The sequence below is a fragment of the Aeromicrobium sp. HA genome, assembly GCF_027171405.1.
Taxonomy (GTDB): domain Bacteria; phylum Actinomycetota; class Actinomycetes; order Propionibacteriales; family Nocardioidaceae; genus Aeromicrobium; species Aeromicrobium tamlense.
The window spans coordinates 367,992-384,345 of record NZ_CP114372.1 but is presented as its reverse complement, the minus strand read 5'-3'; the positions used below and the strand labels follow the sequence as shown (position 1 = coordinate 384,345).

Here is a 16,354-nt window from a genome sequence, read left to right as displayed (position 1 = left end):
ATCAGTTCTCTCCTGTCGTATCGCCCGTCGCGGGCTGGGGTGGGGTGGGTGGAGAAGTCACGGAGGGCCGCCGGCGGACGGCGCCCTGCCACGCGCGGCCGGCCAGGGCGACCGCGACGATGATGATGAGTCCCTGCACGGTGTCGCGCCACGTCGACTCGATGCCCAGGCTGTTCAGCAGCACGAAGAGCAGCTCCAGGGCGAACGCGCCGGCGGCCGCCGAGAGGACCCAGCCGCGCCCGCCGCCGAGGACCACGCCGCCGAGCACGACCGCGGTGATCGCGGCGAACTCGTAGCCCGACCCGACCGACGGGTGGACGCCGGCGTAGCCGACCAGCAGGATGCCCGCGACGGTGGCGGACAGCGACGAGATCATGAACGCGCGCGTCTTCGTCCACCACAGCGGCGTGCCCGAGAAGCGGGCGGCCTCGGGGTTGTCGCCGGCGGCGATGAGGGTGCGGCCGTACGGGCGCCGCATGAGCCACACGGCTAACGCGCCCGCGACGATCAGCACGATCAGCGGGTACGGGATCGTCCCGACGAGCGGCACGTCCTGGATGCCGCCGCGGCCGATCTCGCGGAAGCGGTCGGACGGGTTGCCCGTGGCGGCGCCGCCCGTGACGTAGCGGACGAGGCCGGTCAGCGACAGCATCATGCCGAGCGTCACGATGAAGCTCGGCACCCGCAGCAGCGTGGTGGCCAGGCCGTTGACCAGACCGATCAGCGCGCCGACGACGAACATCAGCAGCAGGCCCGGGAGGATGTTGGCCTCGTCCTGGCCGATGACGTTGCCGGCGAGCACCACCTGCGCGGCGATGACCGCGCCCATCGACAGGTCGAACTCGCCGCTGACGATGACGAAGTACTGACCCATCGCCGCGATCGCGATCGGCGCCGTGCGGCCGGCGAAGCGGATCAGCGTGTTGCCGTCGGCGAAGCTCGGGTTCGAGACCATGATCGCGAGCAGCAGGGCGATCACGAGCAGGAAGACACCGCCGCCGGGGGTGGCCAGGGCCGCCAGGGACCGGCGACCGAACGTGGTCTCGTGGACGGGCAGCACGCGCGTGGTCATCGGGCCACCTCCGTGGTCTCGGCGGGGGCGGCGGACCCGAAGCGCTCGGGCCGCCGGTCGATCTCCCGGCGCGCGTAGACGGCCACCGCGACGACGATGACGATGCCGCGCACGACGTCCTTGAGGAACGGGTTGAGCTCCATGACGCCCATGACGTTGTCGAGGACGGCGAAGATGCCGACGCCGGCGATCGTGCCGACGATGCTGCCCTTGCCTCCGGCGAGCAGCGTGCCGCCGAGCACGACGGCCGCGATCGACATGAGGTCGTAGCCGCCCTGCGAGCCGACCGTCGGCTGGCCGACGCCGAGGCGCGCGAGCAGCAGCAGACCGGCGAGCGCCGCGGTCACCGAGCAGATGACGTGCGCCGCGATGATCGGCACCTGGGTCCGCAGGCCCGACATGCGTGCCACGTCGGCGTTGCCGCCGACGGCGTAGAGGTGGTGGCCCAGGCGAGTGCGGCGCAGCATCAGGACGGCCAGGCCCGCGCACGCCAGCATGATGAGCGTGGCGACCGGTACCGGTCCGATCCGGGTCGCGTCGAGCAGCCGGAACGCGTACGGCGCCGAGCCGTGGCTGCCCTGGTAGTTCGAGCCGAGGTAGCCCGAGACGACGAGGCCCGTGCCGAGCGTCGCGATGAAGCCGTGCACGTGCAGCAGGCTGACGATGAGGCCGTTCACGAGGCCGAAGACCACCGCGACGGCCAGCGCCGCGACGACGCCCAGCACGATGTTGGAGGTCTGGCCGGCCATGATCCCGCCCGCCAGCACGCTGGAGAGGCTGACCACGAACGGCACCGACAGGTCGAGCGAGCCGGCGAGGATCACCAGGGTCTGGCCGATCGCGATCAGGCCCAGGATCGTCATCGTCGTCAGGACGTTGTCGATGTTGCCGACGCTGAAGAAGTTGCGTCCCTCGATCGCCGTGATGATCGAGCCGACGACCACCGAGATCAGCAGCACGATCCAGACGATCATCGTGGAGTCGAGTGCAGCGAGCCGGGCCCTCATGAGGCCACCTCCTCGTCGAGGCCGGCGGCGAGCGACAGGATCGACTCCTCGTCGGAGCCGCCGGGCCGCTCCCCCGCCAGCCGGCCGTCGCGCATCACCAGCACGCGGTCGGACATGCCGATCACCTCGGGCAGCTCGCTGGAGACCATCAGAACCGCGACGCCGCGGGCGGCGAGGCTGCGCATGACCTCGTAGATCGCGTGCTTCGCGCCGACGTCGATGCCGCGGGTGGGCTCGTCGAGCAGGACGACGCGCGGGTCGGTGGCGAGCCACCGCGCCAGCACGACCTTCTGCTGGTTGCCGCCGGAGAGCAGCTGGGCCTCCTGGCTGAGCGCGCGCGCCGAGACCGAGAGCGAGCCGAACAGCTCGGGGACGTCGCGGCGGACCGCGTCGGTGCGGCGGGGGAAGACGGCGCGGACGACACCGAGCGCGTTGTCGAGCAGTGACTGGTGCAGCGCCAGGCCGGTGGCCTTGCGGTCCTCGGTCACCAGCGCGAGGCCCGAGCGGATCGCGCGACGCGGCGTGCCGATCGGGGTGACGACGCCGTCGATCGCGATCTCGCCGCGGGCGAGCGGCTCGATGCCGAAGATCGCCTCGAGCAGCTCGGTGCGGCCCGAGCCCTGGAGGCCCGCGATGCCGACGATCTCGCCGCCGCGCAGGGTCAGGTCGATGCCGTCGACGTAGCCGTTGCCGGCGCCGCGCAGCTCCAGCCGCGGCTCGCCGACGGTGGTGCCGGGGACCGGATCGGGGAAGAACGAGTCCATGGGGCGGCCGACCATGAGGCGCACGAGCGTGGCCTCGTCGAGCTCGGACGCGGGGCGCGTGTCGACCTGACGGCCGTCCTTGAGGACCGTGACGTTGTCGCACAGGTCGAGGACCTCGCGCAGGCGGTGCGAGACGTAGACGATGGCGACGCCGCGCGAGGTCAGCTCGCGCACGATGCGGTAGAGCAGCTCGACCTCGTGGTCGGCCAGCGCGGCCGTGGGCTCGTCCATCTGGATGACGCGGGCGTCGAAGCTGACGGCCTTCGCGATCTCGACGATCTGCTGCTCGGCCACCGAGAGGGACCGTACGCGACGCGACGGGCGCAGGCCCTCGATGCCGAGGCCGCGCAGCAGCTCACCGGCCTGACGCTCCATCCCGCGGGTGTCCACGAGTCCGCGGCGGCGCGGCTCGCGACCGAGATAGATGTTCTCGGCGATCGTCCGCTCGGGAAGCAGGTTGAACTCCTGGAAGACGGTGGCGAGCCCGGCGCGCTGCGCCTGGACGGGGTGGGTGAACGCGACGGGCTCGCCACCGAGCTCGACCGACCCCGAGTCCGCGGGATGCACGCCTGCGAGGATCTTCATGAGGGTCGACTTGCCGGCGCCGTTCTCGCCCACGAGTCCGTGGACCTCGCCGGGGACCAGGTCGAGGTCCACGCCGTGCAGGACCGGGTTGCCGACGAAGGACTTCGTCACGCCGCGCACGCGCAGCACCGGCGGGGTCCACCGCTCGTTCAGGACAGCGTCGTTCACGGTTGCACTGTGACACAGATCTCCACTTCTGTCGAGAAGTCGGCAGAAGTTGTGCGCTAGACGTTCAAAAGCCCGAGTGGTTGAATCACCCCCGTGAAGACCAGCGACGTGTTCGCCCTGCTCCAGCGCGAGGGTCGGCCCATGACCCGCGCGGAGCTGGCGGAGTCGACGGGCCTGGCCCGCTCCACCGTCGCGTCCCGCGTGGACCTGCTGCTGCGCCTCGGCCTCATCACCCCCTACGGCGGGCGGAGCTCCACCGGCGGGCGTCCCCCGTCACTGCTCGCGGTCAACACCGCCGCCCGCGTGGTGGCCGCGATCGACCTCGGCGCGCGTCATGCCCGCGCGGCGATCGTCGACCTGTCGGGCGCCGTGCTGGCCCAGGAGCGCCAGGACCTCGACATCGCCGACGGCCCCGTGCCCGTCCTGAACTGGGTCACCGCGACGATCGAGCGGCTGCTGCTGCAGACCGAGCGCCCGCTGGGCGACCTCGCCGGGATCGGGATCGGCCTGCCGGGGCCCGTCGAGCACTCCACGGGGCGCGCCATCAACCCGCCGATCATGCCCGGCTGGGACCGGTTCGACGTGCCGCAGTTCGTGCGCGGCTCGTTCGACGTGCCCGTGCTGATCGACAACGACGTGAACATCATGGCGCTGGGGGAGCAGGACACCCAGTTCCCCGAGATCGACGACCTCATCCTCATCAAGGTGGCCACCGGCATCGGCGCGGGCATCATCGCCGGCGGCGAGCTCCAGCGCGGCGGGCAGGGCACCGCGGGCGACATCGGCCACATCCGGGTGTCGCGCAGCAGCGACGTGGTCTGCCGCTGCGGCAACGTCGGCTGCCTCGAGGCGCTCGCGGCCGGCCCGGCGATCGCACGTGAGCTGGGGCGGACCGGGGTCGCCGAGGCCACCGACGTGGTCGAGCTCGTCCGCGCGGGCGACCTCGAGGCGATCCAGGCGGTGCGCCAGGCGGGCCGCGACATCGGTGACGTCCTGGCGATGATCGTGAACTTCATCAACCCGTCGGTCGTGGTGATCGGCGGCGCGCTCGCCGAGGCGGGTGAGCACCTCATCGCCGGCATCCGCGAGGAGGTCTACCGCCGGTCGCTGCCGCTGGCCACCGAGCACCTGCGGATCGTGCCGTCGGTCAGCGGCGAGCAGTCCGGCGTCCTGGGCGCCGCGGCGATGGCCATCGGCCACGCCCTCTCCCCCGAGGCGATCGAGCAGGCCAGCGCCGAGCTGCTGGCCGCCGCCGACTGAGTCCTCCGCATCCCCGAGATTTGCTCCGATCTCGACGTTTCAACCGGTCTGAAAGGTCGAGATCGGAGCACATCTCGGGACGGGGCGGGGTCAGCCGCGGCGCCGGCGGCCGACGACGAAGGCGGCGACGGCGACGAGCAGCGCGGCGGCGATGGCGATCGGCAGCGCGATGGCGGCCAGCGGGGTGTCGTCGTCCTCGATGACCGTGAGATCGCTCTGGTACGCGGAGTCATGGGTGACCTCGGCCGCGGCGCGGGTCTCGGCGCTCGCCGGGGCGGCGACCTCGACGGTCTCGCCGTCGGCCATCAGGTGGTACTTCAGCGCGATGAAGTCGCCCTCGGCGACCTCGTACTCCTGCAGGCCCACCGACGCGTAGCCCCAGTCCTGGTCCTCCTTCGCCACGAGGAACGCCCAGTAGCCGGGGCCGTTGAGGGCGTTGCCGCACTTCTCCTGCTCCGGCGTCGGCTGACCCTCGATGCGGCACACCATCGGCATCGCGGCGGTGGTCTCCTCGGTCTCCAGGCCCACGGCGTCCAAGACCTCGAGCCCGGTGTCGCCCGCGGCGCCCTTCGCGCACAGCACGCGGTCCTCGCCGCCGAGCGTGCCGAACTCCAGCACCACCGGCACGTCCGAGGCCGCGTCGCAGGACCCGTGGTCCTCGGCCGACGCCGCCGTCGGCAGCGCGATCGCGCCGGTCGACAGCAGGGTGGCCGCGGCGAGGCGGGCGAGCAGGCTCTTCATGTGGACTCCTTGGAGAGGTAGCGGGCACGCCGGGCGGCGCGCCGCAGCGTGGCCAGGACGGCGGGGCCCAGGAACACGACCAGCAGCGCGTTGGTGATCGCGCGGCCGAGGTCCCAGCCCCAGAACGAGGTGAGCAGGGTGAAGACGAGGAAGCGCTGAAGGTTCTCCAGCACGGGGTCGCCGGGCACCATCGCGAGGGAGTCCTCGGCGCCGGGGATCGCGATGCCCAGCGTGAACGGCCACGACGACAGGTTCATCAGCAGCCCGTACGCGAACGCCGCGACCACCGTGTAGGCGGCCAGCACCGCGATCTCGGCCCGGCCCGTGGCGCGGCGCGGCAGCAGGCCCGCGCCCATCCCCACCCACGCGGCGCAGAGCATCTGGAACGGCAGCCACGGGCCCACTCCGGACGTCAGGAGCGCGGACGCGAACAGGCTCGTGCAGCCCAGCACGAAGCCGAAGCCCGGACCGAACACGCGCCCGCCGAGGATCAGCAGGAAGAAGATCGGCTCGACCCCGGCGACGCCCGCGCCCAGCGGACGGACGGCCGCGTTGATCGCGCTGAGGACGCCCAGCATCGCGAGCGCCTTGGAGTCCAGGCCGCCCTCCGACAGCTCGGCGACGACCACCAGGACGACCACGGGCATCAGCGCCATGAAGATGAAGGGCTGGTCGACGCGCGTCTGGCCCTCGGCCGGCGTGAAGATCAGCGGCCACAGCAGCATGAGCAGGCCGGCGACGCTGGCGGCCGCCAGCACGAGCGCGGAACGCGGCGTGACGGGGACGGCGGTGTGCCGCGGCGAGGTCATCGGACCACCTCCGACGGCAGCGCGGCGGCGACCTCGTCCACGGTGAGCCAGTCGCGGCCGAGCACCTTGGAGACCTGCGGGGCGAACGCGGGCGACTCGGCCAGCACGGTGCGGACCGGTCCGGTGGAGACGACCTCGCCCTCGGCCATCACGACCACGGTGTCCGCGACCGAGGCGACGAACTCGACGTCGTGGCTCGACACGACCACGCCGCGTCCCTCGGCGGCGAGGTCGTGCAGGATCGCCGCCAGCGCGGCCTTGCCGGGGTAGTCGAGACCGCGCGTGGGCTCGTCGAGCGCGACCACCGCGGGCTGCGCCGTCAGGACGATCGCCAGCACCAGCGCGAGCTTCTGCCCCTCGGACAGGTCGCGCGGGTGGCGGTCGCCGGGGATGCCCGGGGCGAGGCGGTCGAGCAGCGCACGGCACGAGCCCGGCGCCACGCCGGACTGGTCGTCGGCAGCGGCGCACTCGCGGTCGACGGTCTCCAGGTAGAGCAGGTCGGCGGCGGTCTGCGGGACGAGGCCGACGAGCATGCGCGCCTCGGACGGGCGGACGTCACCCGGGTCGACGCCGTCGACGTCGACCGCGCCGTCCACCCGGTCGCCCGTGCCCTGCACGGCCCACAGCAGCGAGCTCTTGCCCGAGCCGTTGCGGCCCATCAGCGCGACGACCTCGCCGTGGCCGACCTGCAGGTCGACGTCGTCGACCGCGGTGAAGCGGCCGTACTGCACGGTGACGCCGCGCGCCCGCAGCGCCGGCGGGCGCTCGAACGGCACGTGCACCGGCGGCGGCCCGAGGCGCGCGGCGAGCGGCTTGACCCGGCGGCGGGCCTCGCGCACCGACAGCGGCAGCGGGCTCCAGTCGGCGAGCCGGCCGAGGTGGACCAGCGGCGGCGCGACGGGCGCGTCGACCAGCAAATCGGCGGTCTCGCCGATGCGGACCCGACCGTCCTCGACCACGGCCAGGCGGTCGGCGAACGGCACGACCCGCTCCATGCGGTGCTCGGCCACGACGACGGTGAGCGCCAGGTCGTCGACGAGGCGCGCGATCGTGGCGAGCACGTCCTCGGCCGCGGTGGGGTCGAGGGCCGAGGTCGGCTCGTCGAGCACGAGGACCCGCGGGTGCATCGTCAGCACCGAGCCGATCGCGACCCGCTGCTGCTGGCCTCCGGACAGCGACCGCACCGAGCGGCGGCGCAGGTCGGCGATGCCGAGCAGGTCGAGCGTCTCCTCCACGCGGCGGCGCATCGTCTGCGGGTCGAGGCCGAGGTGCTCCATCCCGTAGGCGAGCTCCTCCTCGACCACGTCGGCGACGAAGCCCGAGACCGGGTCCTGGGCGACGTAGCCGACCAGGTGCGCCAGCTCGCGCGGCGGTCGGCCCAGGATCGAGGCGCCGTCGACGTGGATGTCGCCGGCGAGCGTGCCGCCGGTGAAGTGCGGCACGAGTCCGTTGAGCATGCCGAGCAGCGTGGACTTGCCCGAGCCGGTGCGGCCCGAGACCAGGACGAGCTCGCCCTCCTCGACCTCGAGGCCGACGTCGCGCAAGGTGGGACGCCTGGCGCCCTCGTACCAGAACGAGACGTCGTCGAAGCGGATCATGCGTCGTCACCTCCGACGTGGTCGTGGGCGGAGGGGGCCTGCGGCGCGACGAACACCGGCAGGATCCCGATCGCCACGACGGCCAGCGACAGGACGCTCACGGGTGGCCAGCCCGGCACGCTCGGGTAGATCACGGCGATCTGCTCGGAGGACAGCAGCTTGAGCCCCACGGCGACGGCGAGGCCCGAGCCCGCGGTGAGGTACTCGGCCAGGTGCCAGCGCTGCGGGCGGTAGCGGGTGCGCTGCACGCGTCGGCCCGCCGACCGCAGCGCCAGCACGGCGAACACGAGGCCCAGCGCCAGCATCGGGTAGGACAGGATCCGTGGCGCGGTGCCGTCGAGGTAGCCGTAGGTGCCGACGCTCAGCCCGAACAGGCCGACCAGCATGAGCACGCCGGTGGCGAACCGGTCGCGCTGCGTGGCGGTGCCGCTGCGGCCGTAGCCGCGCGCGTCCATCCCCGCGGCCAGCGTCATCGACCGGTCGAGCGCGTCCTCCAGCACGGGGATGACGATGCGGTGCATGGCGCCGGTGCCGCGGCTGGCGTCACCGCGCAGCTTGCGGGCGCGGTTGACCCGGCGCACGCTCTCGGCCAGCTGGGGGAAGACCGAGACCGCGACGACGAGCGCCGCCCCGACCTCGTAGAGCGCCGGCGGGGCCGAGGCGAGCAGCCGCTTCGGGTTGGCCAGGGAGTTCGCCGCGCCGACGCAGATCACCAGCGTGGCCAGCCGCATGCCGTCGTACAGGCCCACGAGGACCTCGTTGACCGTGACGTCGCCGAGCAGCTGGATCCCGCGGGCCACCTCCGGCAGCGGGATCTCGGGCAGCGAGAACAGCACGGGGTCGCCGGGGGCGGAGCCGCCACCGAGCAGGATCCGGAACACGACCCGCATGACCACGATGACGAGGCCGAAGTACAGGTAGTACCGGAACGACAGCGCCCACGGCGCATCGCCGCGGCAGGCGGCCACGACGAGCGCCGCGATCGCGACCGTGACCAGCAGCAGGAACGGGTTGAGCGTGAACGAGGCACCGGCCGCGAGCCCCAGCGCCCACAGCCACCAGGCGCCGGGATGCAGCTCGCGCCGCGGCCGTCCGGTGGCCGCTGGCGGCCGGGTGGGGGTGGGGTCGACGACGGCGGTCATCCGGTCCCCTTCCCCACGGGACGGGGGCGAGGTCCACGAGGGCGGTTCGCCCACCCGTCGCTGCTCGACAACATCTGGTGGCGGCGTCCCGGCGCGGGTTCCCGGCTCGCACCGCCCGGGCGGGCGGGGCTGACGGTTGCGGCACAGCACCGGAATCGCACCGGTTTCCCCTGCGCCGGACGTTGGTCCAACGTCAGGAGTCTACTCGCACCGCGCCCTCAGCCCGCCCGGCGGCGGTACCAGACCACTCCCCCCGCGGCGGCCAGCACGACCACCACGGCGGCCGCGGTCGCGAGCGCGGCGCCCGAGGTCGCATCCGACCCCTCGGCCGCGGTCGGCTGCACGGCGGGCGCGCCAGCAACGTCGTCGTCCGTCCCGGCCGAGGCCGCGGGAGCCGACGCACTCGGGGTGGCGGTCGAGGCGCTCGCGGACGGCGTCGCCGTCGAGGGGGACGGGGTCGCCCCCGCCGACGCGCTCGCCGTGGCCGAGGGAGCCGAGGAGGCCGGGCTCGCGGCCCGCGTCGAAGGCGTCGACCGCTTCGGAGTCGACGCCTTCGACCCCTGCTCCTTCGAACCGGGCTTCGGGCTGGCGGAGGTGGGACGCGAGGGCGGAGGCGTGGGGGCGGGGGCCGCCACCGGGGGCTTGACCGAGGGCCACGTCCGCGACGAGGAGTCCTGGAACACGAACGCGACGGAGCCGCCCTGCGGCACCTTCAGCGCGGTGACGCCCAGACTCGAGTAGGTCCAGCTTCCGGTCTTGCCGTCCGACCAGAACAGGCCCCAGTAGGCGTCCACGGGCGAGGCCTCGACGCACGGGTCCGACGCGGGCGCGCCGTTCACCTGGCAGACGAAGCCGGGCGCGCGCGACGCGTACCTCAGCTGGTGCCCCGCGTCGACGAAGTTGTTCGCGGCGCGTCCACCGCCGTCGGCGTCGCAGCCGACGCTCGACCCGACGACGACCGTGACGCCCGTCCCGCCGGTGCACGCGGCCGCGTGCGCGGGGGCGCTGAGCGCCGCCGGCCCGACGGCGACCCCGAGGAGGGTCGCCGCCAGGAGGCGATGGACGAGTCGGCTCACTTCACGACCCGGAAGACCCGCACGCCGTTGCGCTCGGCATAGGCGCCGCGGACGATGACCTTCGTCCGGCCGACCTTCTTGCCGACCTTGAGGCGATACGTGTAGCTGCCGGCCTTCGACGCGACGCCGCGCTTGACGAGCTTGCCGCGGTAGTAGACGCGCACCGGCTCGCCGGCGACGAGGCCGCGGACGACGACCTTCTGCACCTTGGCGCGGCGCACCGTCGACTTCGACGAGACGCGCAGCTTCTTGGCGGCCAGCACCTGCACCGAGGAGGTCGCGACGGCGCGGCCGGTGGCGTCGCCGACGACGACCGCACGCTTCGCGGTGCCCTTCGGCGCGCGCACCGTGAACGTGGCGCGACCCGCGGCCGGGACGACGGCGCGGGCGGAGGTGCCACCCGAGACGCGAGCCGTGCTGCTCCAGCCGGCAGCCAGACCGCTGGCGGTGACCTTCAGGGTGCTGCCCGAGCGCACGTACTTGGGCACCGACACCGTGGCCTTCGGCACGGAGAGCAGCGCGAGCGCCGGGGCGGCCTGCGCCGAGGCGCGGATCCACTGGTCGATCGCGAACTCGTCGATGCCGTCCTCACGGCCGGCGGTCAGCGCGGCGCCGTCGTAGGCGACCGCACCGAGCTCGGACGCGAGCTTGCCGCCCGTGGCCTCGGTGACCTGGTGGCGCGCGACGTACGCCGCGGCCTTCGCGGCCTCGGTCGTGCGGCCCGCACGGGCGAGCGCCGACGCGGCGAGGCCCGTGGAGTTCGTGTTCGCCACGCCGTTGCCGACGAACGAGCCGTCGGCGGCCTGCGCCGCGACGATCGCGGCGACCGTGCGGTCGACGACGGCCGCGTCGACGGTGATGCCCGCGGCGCGCGCCTCGAGGAGCGTGTGCAGCGCGGCGGTCGTGGTGTCGATCTCCGGCACCTCGGGGCACGGCGCGGTGAGCACCTGGCGGAAGGTGCCGTTCTCGCACTGCTGCGCGGTCACGTAGCCGACCGACGTGGCGGCCTCGTCGCTGTCGCCCGCGATCAGCCCGCGGGTGGCGAAGGTCTGGCCGAAGAGGCCGTAGGTGTCGGCGGACTGGCCGGTCTCGTCGTCCGTGGCGGCCTCGATGTCGGCCACCAGGTCACGGCCGCCGACCGAGGTCACGTCGCCGCCCGCGGCGTCGACCGCGAGGGCGAGCTTGCCGGCCGAGCCGGGGTAGAACGTCGTGACGTCACCCTCGGTGTACGTGACGTAGTCGTCCACCCGCGACGTCACCGCGGTCAGGATCTGCTGCTGGGCCGCCGGCTGGACGTCGAGGGCACGCAGCGCGGCCAGCACGTCGAGCGTCAGCCCGAAGTCGTCGTAGTCCCACTGGTCGTTGTGGACGACGCCGCCGGTCAGCTGGGCGGCGAGCCACGTCCCGGCTGCGGAGGTGGAGGGCGTGGGGGCCGCCGAGGCGGTGGGGGCGACGGCGACGGCGGTGGACAGCGCGACCGCGCCGCCTGCGAGCACCGCGAGGGCGCGTCGACGCAGGGGGGTTCTCATCGGGGGGGGTCCTTCCCGCTGCATCGGACGGGAAGGGGCCTGATCGTCGTGCGACCTCGGCTCCGCCCGCTGCGTTCCTCGACAGCGTGTGGTCGGTTCCGACAGGCAGGTGCTCCGGCTCGCCGACCCGTCACGGGCGGTCTCACGGTTGCGGGTCAGCGCCGGATTCGCACCGGCTTCCCCTGGCACTGCGGAAGGTGTGTGGTTGTGGGGAGCAGGCTAACAGGCTCCGGCCCTCCTCCTCTCCGCGTCCCGCGGACGAGATGTGTGGCAGTGTCCACCGCTTTCCGGCCGATCGGCCCGCGAAAGGGTGGAGACCGCTACAGATCTCGCGCGGCGGAGCCGTGGTCAGCAGGTGCGGTAGCGGTGGCCGGGGGCGCCGCGGGGGACGACGTCGCGGTCGCGCAGGAGTACCGAGATCCGCGAGCCGCGGGCCTTGCAGGCGCGCAGGAACGCACGCCGGCCGTTGTCGGTGTACTCGACCTCGATCACGCGGCGGCCGTACAGGCGCGTGTAGCGGCCACACTCGCGGTAGACCTCGCACTCCTCGGCGATCGCGAAGTCGAAGCCGAGCCGCCGGCCGTTCAGCTGGGGCGTGTTCTTCTGCGCGATCGCGAGCCCCTCGGCGTGCGCCGCGAGGACCAGCCGCTTGGCGAACGCCTTCGCCTGCGAGCCTTTCAGCAGCCCCTTCGAGCGGGTCCACGAGTCGAGGTTGTCGGGCTCGACCGCGCGAAAGCCCCGGTCGGCGCAGTCGGCGAACCAGCGCCGCACCACCCCCGCCGCGACCGTGCGCTTGCGCGCCGAGCGCAGGTCCAGCAGCACCTCGTCGGGCCAGCCCGGGTCTCGCACGACGCGGCCCTTCCGGTCGCGCAGCAGCAGTCCCGGGTGGTGCTTCTTCCACCACCGCAGCGAGCCCGGCTGGGTCTGGAACGCGTTGACGTAGCAGACCGAGTAGACGCCGGGGGCGGGCTGCTCGGTGCGGTCGCGCACCACGATCTCGACCTTGGCGGCCGGACGGTAGGCGCCGCCGAGCTGGTAGTCGGCCACGCCGCCCGCCGGCGGGGGCGTGACGGGCGTGATCGCGGCGACCAGCGCCAGCAGCACCGAGGACAGGAACCCCATGCCCTCAGGAGTACCAGTCCTTCACCGTGTCGTCGTGGGCGGGCGCCACTAGCCTGTGCGCATGAGTCTCGGTGAGGAACTTCGACGGTCCATCGACGGCAAGTGGCGTCACGTGCGCGAGCAGAGCCGCATCGAGCTCGCGAGGCTCGACCTGGCCTACGACCACTCGCTCACCCTCGACGAGGCCCGCGAGCGCGTGCTCGACCAGATGAAGCAGCTCGTGCCCACCGGGATCCCCGCCGCGGGCTTCCGCACCGAGAACGGCGGCACGGGGGATCCGGGCATGGCCGTCACCGGCATCGAGATGCTCGCGCAGTTCGACCTCTCGCTCATGGTGAAGGCCGGCGTGCAGTGGGGCCTGTTCGGCGGCGCGATCGAGAACCTCGGCACCGAGCGCCACCACGAGAAGTACATCCCCGCGCTGATCAACCTCGACCTGCTCGGCTGCTTCGCGATGACCGAGACGGGTCACGGCAGCGACGTGCAGAGCCTCGAGACCACGGCGACGTACGACCCCGCGACGCAGGAGTTCGTCGTGCACTCCCCCACGGCGTCGGCGCGCAAGGACTACATCGGCGGGGCCGCGAAGCACGCGCGCGTGGCCGCCGTCTTCGCCCGACTCGTCACGCTCGGCGAGGACCACGGCGTGCACTGCTTCGTCGTGCCGATCCGCGACGAGGCCGGCGACGACCTGCCCGGCGTCACCACGAGCGACTGCGGCCACAAGGGCGGCCTGGGCGGCGTCGACAACGGCCGCATCATGTTCGACCAGGTGCGGATCCCGCGCGAGAACCTGCTCAACCGCTACGGCAACGTGGACGAGGGGGGCACCTACTCCTCCCCGATCGACAGCCTCAACGCGCGCTTCTTCACGATGATCGGCACGCTCATCCGCGGCCGTGTCAGCGTGGGCGGCTCGGCCCGCGCCGCGGCGGAGGTCGCGCTGAGCATCGCCACCCGGTACGCGCTCCAGCGCCGTCAGTTCGAGGGCGTGCCGGGCGAGGAGACGGTGCTGCTCGACTACCGGATGCACCAGAGGCGCCTGCTGCCGCTGCTCGCCGAGGCCTACGCCTTCCGGTTCGCCCACAACCAGCTCGTCGCGCGCATGCATCGCCTCCAGACCGAGGCCGATCCCGACGCGCACGCCCAGCGCGAGCTCGAGGGTCGCGCGGCCGGCCTGAAGGCTGCGCTGACCTCGTTCGCCACCCGCGCGATCCAGGAGTGCCGCGAGGCCTGCGGCGGCGCGGGCTACCTGTCGGAGAACCGCCTCACCACCCTCAAGGCCGACAGCGACGTGTTCACCACGTTCGAGGGCGACAACGTGGTGCTGCTCCAGCTGGTGGCCAAGGAGCTGCTGACCTCGTACGCCAAGGAGGTCACCGGACTCGACCCCGTCGGCATGGTGAGGTTCGCCGCCGGCACCGTCGCCGAGACGGTCAAGGAGCGCACCGCCGCGGCCCAGCTGATCCAGCGCCTCATCGACGCGCGCTCGCGCGACGACGACCACAACCTGCTCGACCGCGGCACCCAGCTCGACCTGTTCGAGGACCGCGAGCAGCACGTCATCGAGACCGCGGCGCGTCGCCTGCGCCGCGCCGGCGACGACCGGGGCGCCGCGTTCGAGACGTTCAACGCCGCACAGGACCACGTGGTCAAGATCGGCCAGGTCCACATCGACCGCGTCGTGCTCGAGGCGTTCACCGCCGGCATCGCGCGGTGCGAGGACGAGGAGGCCGCCGACGTGCTGCGCGACCTGTGCTCCCTCTACGCCCTCACCGTGATCGAGCGGGACAAGGCGTGGTTCATGGAGCACAACCGCATCAGCGACACCCGCGCGAAGGCCGTCACCACCGAGATCAACGCCCTGCTAGAGAAGCTGCGGCCGCACGCGCTCGCGCTGGTCGAGGGACTCGGCGTGCCCGAGGAGACCCTCGGCGCCGCCATGCTCGACTGATGTGACCAGTGGGACTGATGTGACTTCTTCGTCCGTGCGCGGATGAACACTCGGCATCGACTTGCCGGTTGAGCAGGACCATCCGGCGGGGCCGTGGCAGACTGAGCCTGCCAATTCACACATTTTCGTCTCGGGGAGAAAAATGAACCGAACCTTCACGAAGGTCGCGCTGGCCGCTGCGACCGCCATGACGCTGTCGCTGGCAGCGCCGATCTCGGCCCACGCCGACGAGTCGGCCACCGCCAAGCGCGGCAGCGTCTCCACCGCCGTCGACGCCCCCCGCGCGGCCTCCGCCGCCACCGGCTCCGTGCGCTTCACGACCTCGGCGGTCCTGACCAGCAGCAAGCAGACCTACGCCAAGACCCGCGCCGGTGTCGCGGTCCCCGGCTCCGTCAGCTGGTCCGTCCGCGCCGACATCTACGTCAACGGCGTCGTCCGCGTGCGCGACGAGCTCGTCGGCACGAACAGCTCGCCGAACCTGAGCGCCTGGTGGCCCCGCGCCTCCGGCTACGGCAAGGCCCAGATGCGCAACGTCCGCGTCACGTCGTACGACGCGAACTACAACTCCACGGTCACGCGCCTGCCCGACAGCAACGTCATCGCGATCCGTCGCAGCACGGGCTACCTGCCCTCCGCGACCATCGTGAAGCGCGGCTCGAAGCTGACGATGAAGGCCAAGAACTGGCGCGTCTACCAGCCCAACGGCAGCACGGTCCGCGTTCCCAAGATCACGGTCAAGCGCTACTACAAGGGCAAGTGGCGCAACGTGAAGCACATCAAGCTGAACCGCAACGGCCACGGCAAGGTCAGCTGGAAGTCGAAGAAGAAGTACAAGTACCGCGTCTACCTGAAGACGACCTCCACGGTCCAGGGCACGTTCCTGTACTGGCCCCGCAAGATCTGAGGCAGTCGCCTCGCACCGGACGCCGGTCCACCCTCGGGTGGGCCGGCGTTCGCCGTTCCCGGGGCCGGTCAGCTCCAGTCGTCGCGGCGCAGCGGCGTGAGCAGCTCGTGGATCGTGCGCTGGTCCTGCGCACTGACGCCGCCGACGCCGAAGTCGAGCGCGGTGAGCGCCTCGGTGGCCGCGTCGAGCACCTTGAGGCCCGCGGGGGTCAGCGAGGCCAACACGCGGCGCCGGTCGGCGGGGTCGATGTTGCGGTCGACGAGGCCGTCCGCGACGAGCCGGTCGATGACGTTGGTGACCGAGGTCGGGTGCACCATGAGCCGTTCGCCGATCTTCGACAGCGGCAGTGAGCCCGAGGAGCTGAACGACAGCAGCCGCAGCACCTCGTAGCGCGCGAACGTGATGCCGAACGGCTTGAGGGCGCCGTCGAGCCGGGCCAGCACGATCTGGTGGACCCGCATGATCGAGGTCGCGAGGCGCATCGAGGTGGCGTCCCCGATGCGCTCCTCCCACAGCTCCCCGGCGCGCTCGAGCGGGTCGAAGTCCAGTCCTGGCATGGACCCACCGTAGCCACCCGGAGCACCCCGTGTTCGCAGGGCGGATGCCGGTGGCGTCCCAGGTGG

Annotated in this window: 14 protein-coding genes and 2 riboswitches; of the genes, 3 read left to right on the top strand and 11 right to left on the bottom strand. The window is 72.6% G+C overall.

The genetic code is table 11. The annotated features are described in order from the left end of the window. Position 1: 1 nt before the first annotated feature. Genes O3S82_RS01905 through O3S82_RS01895 form a run of 3 tightly spaced genes read right to left on the bottom strand, consistent with a single transcriptional unit; the run spans position 2 to position 3,596 of the window. Positions 2-1,072 carry an ABC transporter permease gene (locus O3S82_RS01905; RefSeq protein WP_269305139.1) on the bottom strand — a complete coding sequence of 357 codons (1,071 nt, stop codon included), beginning with the start codon at positions 1,070-1,072 and terminating at the stop codon, positions 2-4. Beyond that, positions 1,069-2,079, bottom strand: a complete 1,011-nt coding sequence (locus O3S82_RS01900) for an ABC transporter permease (protein ID WP_179426655.1) — start codon at positions 2,077-2,079, stop codon at positions 1,069-1,071. Before O3S82_RS01900 ends, O3S82_RS01905 begins: the two co-directional genes overlap by 4 nt. Next, the gene (locus tag O3S82_RS01895; RefSeq protein WP_269305136.1) at positions 2,076-3,596 is read right to left on the bottom strand and encodes a sugar ABC transporter ATP-binding protein; all 1,521 of its coding nucleotides are present in this window, start codon (positions 3,594-3,596) and stop codon (positions 2,076-2,078) included. The genes O3S82_RS01900 and O3S82_RS01895 overlap by 4 nt, the downstream gene beginning before the upstream one ends. Before the next feature lie 93 nt (positions 3,597-3,689). Between O3S82_RS01895 and O3S82_RS01890 the strand changes: the two genes are divergently transcribed. Then, a complete protein-coding gene (locus O3S82_RS01890; RefSeq protein WP_269305134.1) occupies positions 3,690-4,856 on the top strand; it encodes an ROK family transcriptional regulator in 1,167 nt (388 codons plus the stop codon). Positions 4,857-4,946: 90 nt separating this feature from the next. Here O3S82_RS01890 and O3S82_RS01885 read toward each other — a convergent pair whose 3' ends face one another. The 7 genes from O3S82_RS01885 to O3S82_RS01855 form a co-directional block, all read right to left on the bottom strand. After that, positions 4,947-5,597, bottom strand: coding sequence for a hypothetical protein (locus tag O3S82_RS01885; RefSeq protein ID WP_269305132.1), 651 nt, complete (start codon positions 5,595-5,597; stop codon positions 4,947-4,949). Then, positions 5,594-6,406 (bottom strand): ECF transporter S component, encoded by an 813-nt coding sequence (locus tag O3S82_RS01880; protein WP_269305130.1) that lies wholly within the window; start codon positions 6,404-6,406, stop codon positions 5,594-5,596. Before O3S82_RS01880 ends, O3S82_RS01885 begins: the two co-directional genes overlap by 4 nt. After that, a complete protein-coding gene (locus tag O3S82_RS01875; RefSeq protein WP_269305129.1) occupies positions 6,403-8,004 on the bottom strand; it encodes an ABC transporter ATP-binding protein in 1,602 nt (533 codons plus the stop codon). The genes O3S82_RS01880 and O3S82_RS01875 overlap by 4 nt, the downstream gene beginning before the upstream one ends. Next, entirely contained in the window at positions 8,001-9,146 is a 1,146-nt protein-coding gene (locus O3S82_RS01870) for an energy-coupling factor transporter transmembrane component T (protein WP_179426670.1), read from the bottom strand. Before O3S82_RS01870 ends, O3S82_RS01875 begins: the two co-directional genes overlap by 4 nt. Before the next feature lie 75 nt (positions 9,147-9,221). After that, positions 9,222-9,357: riboswitch (cobalamin riboswitch) on the bottom strand. 7 nt (positions 9,358-9,364) lie between these two features. Then, entirely contained in the window at positions 9,365-10,222 is an 858-nt protein-coding gene (locus tag O3S82_RS01865; RefSeq protein WP_269305126.1) for a hypothetical protein, read from the bottom strand. After that, on the bottom strand, positions 10,219-11,751 hold the full coding sequence (locus O3S82_RS01860; protein WP_269305125.1) for a hypothetical protein: 1,533 nt from the start codon (positions 11,749-11,751) through the stop codon (positions 10,219-10,221). The genes O3S82_RS01865 and O3S82_RS01860 overlap by 4 nt, the downstream gene beginning before the upstream one ends. Before the next feature lie 138 nt (positions 11,752-11,889). Next, a riboswitch (cobalamin riboswitch) is annotated at positions 11,890-11,933 on the bottom strand. Between the two features lie 166 nt (positions 11,934-12,099). Continuing rightward, entirely contained in the window at positions 12,100-12,873 is a 774-nt protein-coding gene (locus O3S82_RS01855; protein ID WP_269305123.1) for an endo alpha-1,4 polygalactosaminidase, read from the bottom strand. A 61-nt stretch (positions 12,874-12,934) separates the two neighbouring features. Between O3S82_RS01855 and O3S82_RS01850 the strand changes: the two genes are divergently transcribed. Both O3S82_RS01850 and O3S82_RS01845 read left to right on the top strand, forming a co-directional pair. After that, positions 12,935-14,827: an acyl-CoA dehydrogenase family protein gene (locus O3S82_RS01850; protein WP_269305120.1), complete on the top strand. Its 1,893-nt coding sequence runs from the start codon at positions 12,935-12,937 to the stop codon at positions 14,825-14,827. A 142-nt stretch (positions 14,828-14,969) separates the two neighbouring features. Next, positions 14,970-15,731, top strand: coding sequence for a hypothetical protein (locus O3S82_RS01845; RefSeq protein WP_179426685.1), 762 nt, complete (start codon positions 14,970-14,972; stop codon positions 15,729-15,731). Positions 15,732-15,799: 68 nt separating this feature from the next. Here the strand turns inward: O3S82_RS01845 and O3S82_RS01840 are convergent, their stop codons facing one another. Beyond that, positions 15,800-16,288: a MarR family winged helix-turn-helix transcriptional regulator gene (locus O3S82_RS01840; RefSeq protein ID WP_179426687.1), complete on the bottom strand. Its 489-nt coding sequence runs from the start codon at positions 16,286-16,288 to the stop codon at positions 15,800-15,802. Positions 16,289-16,354 lie beyond the last annotated feature (66 nt).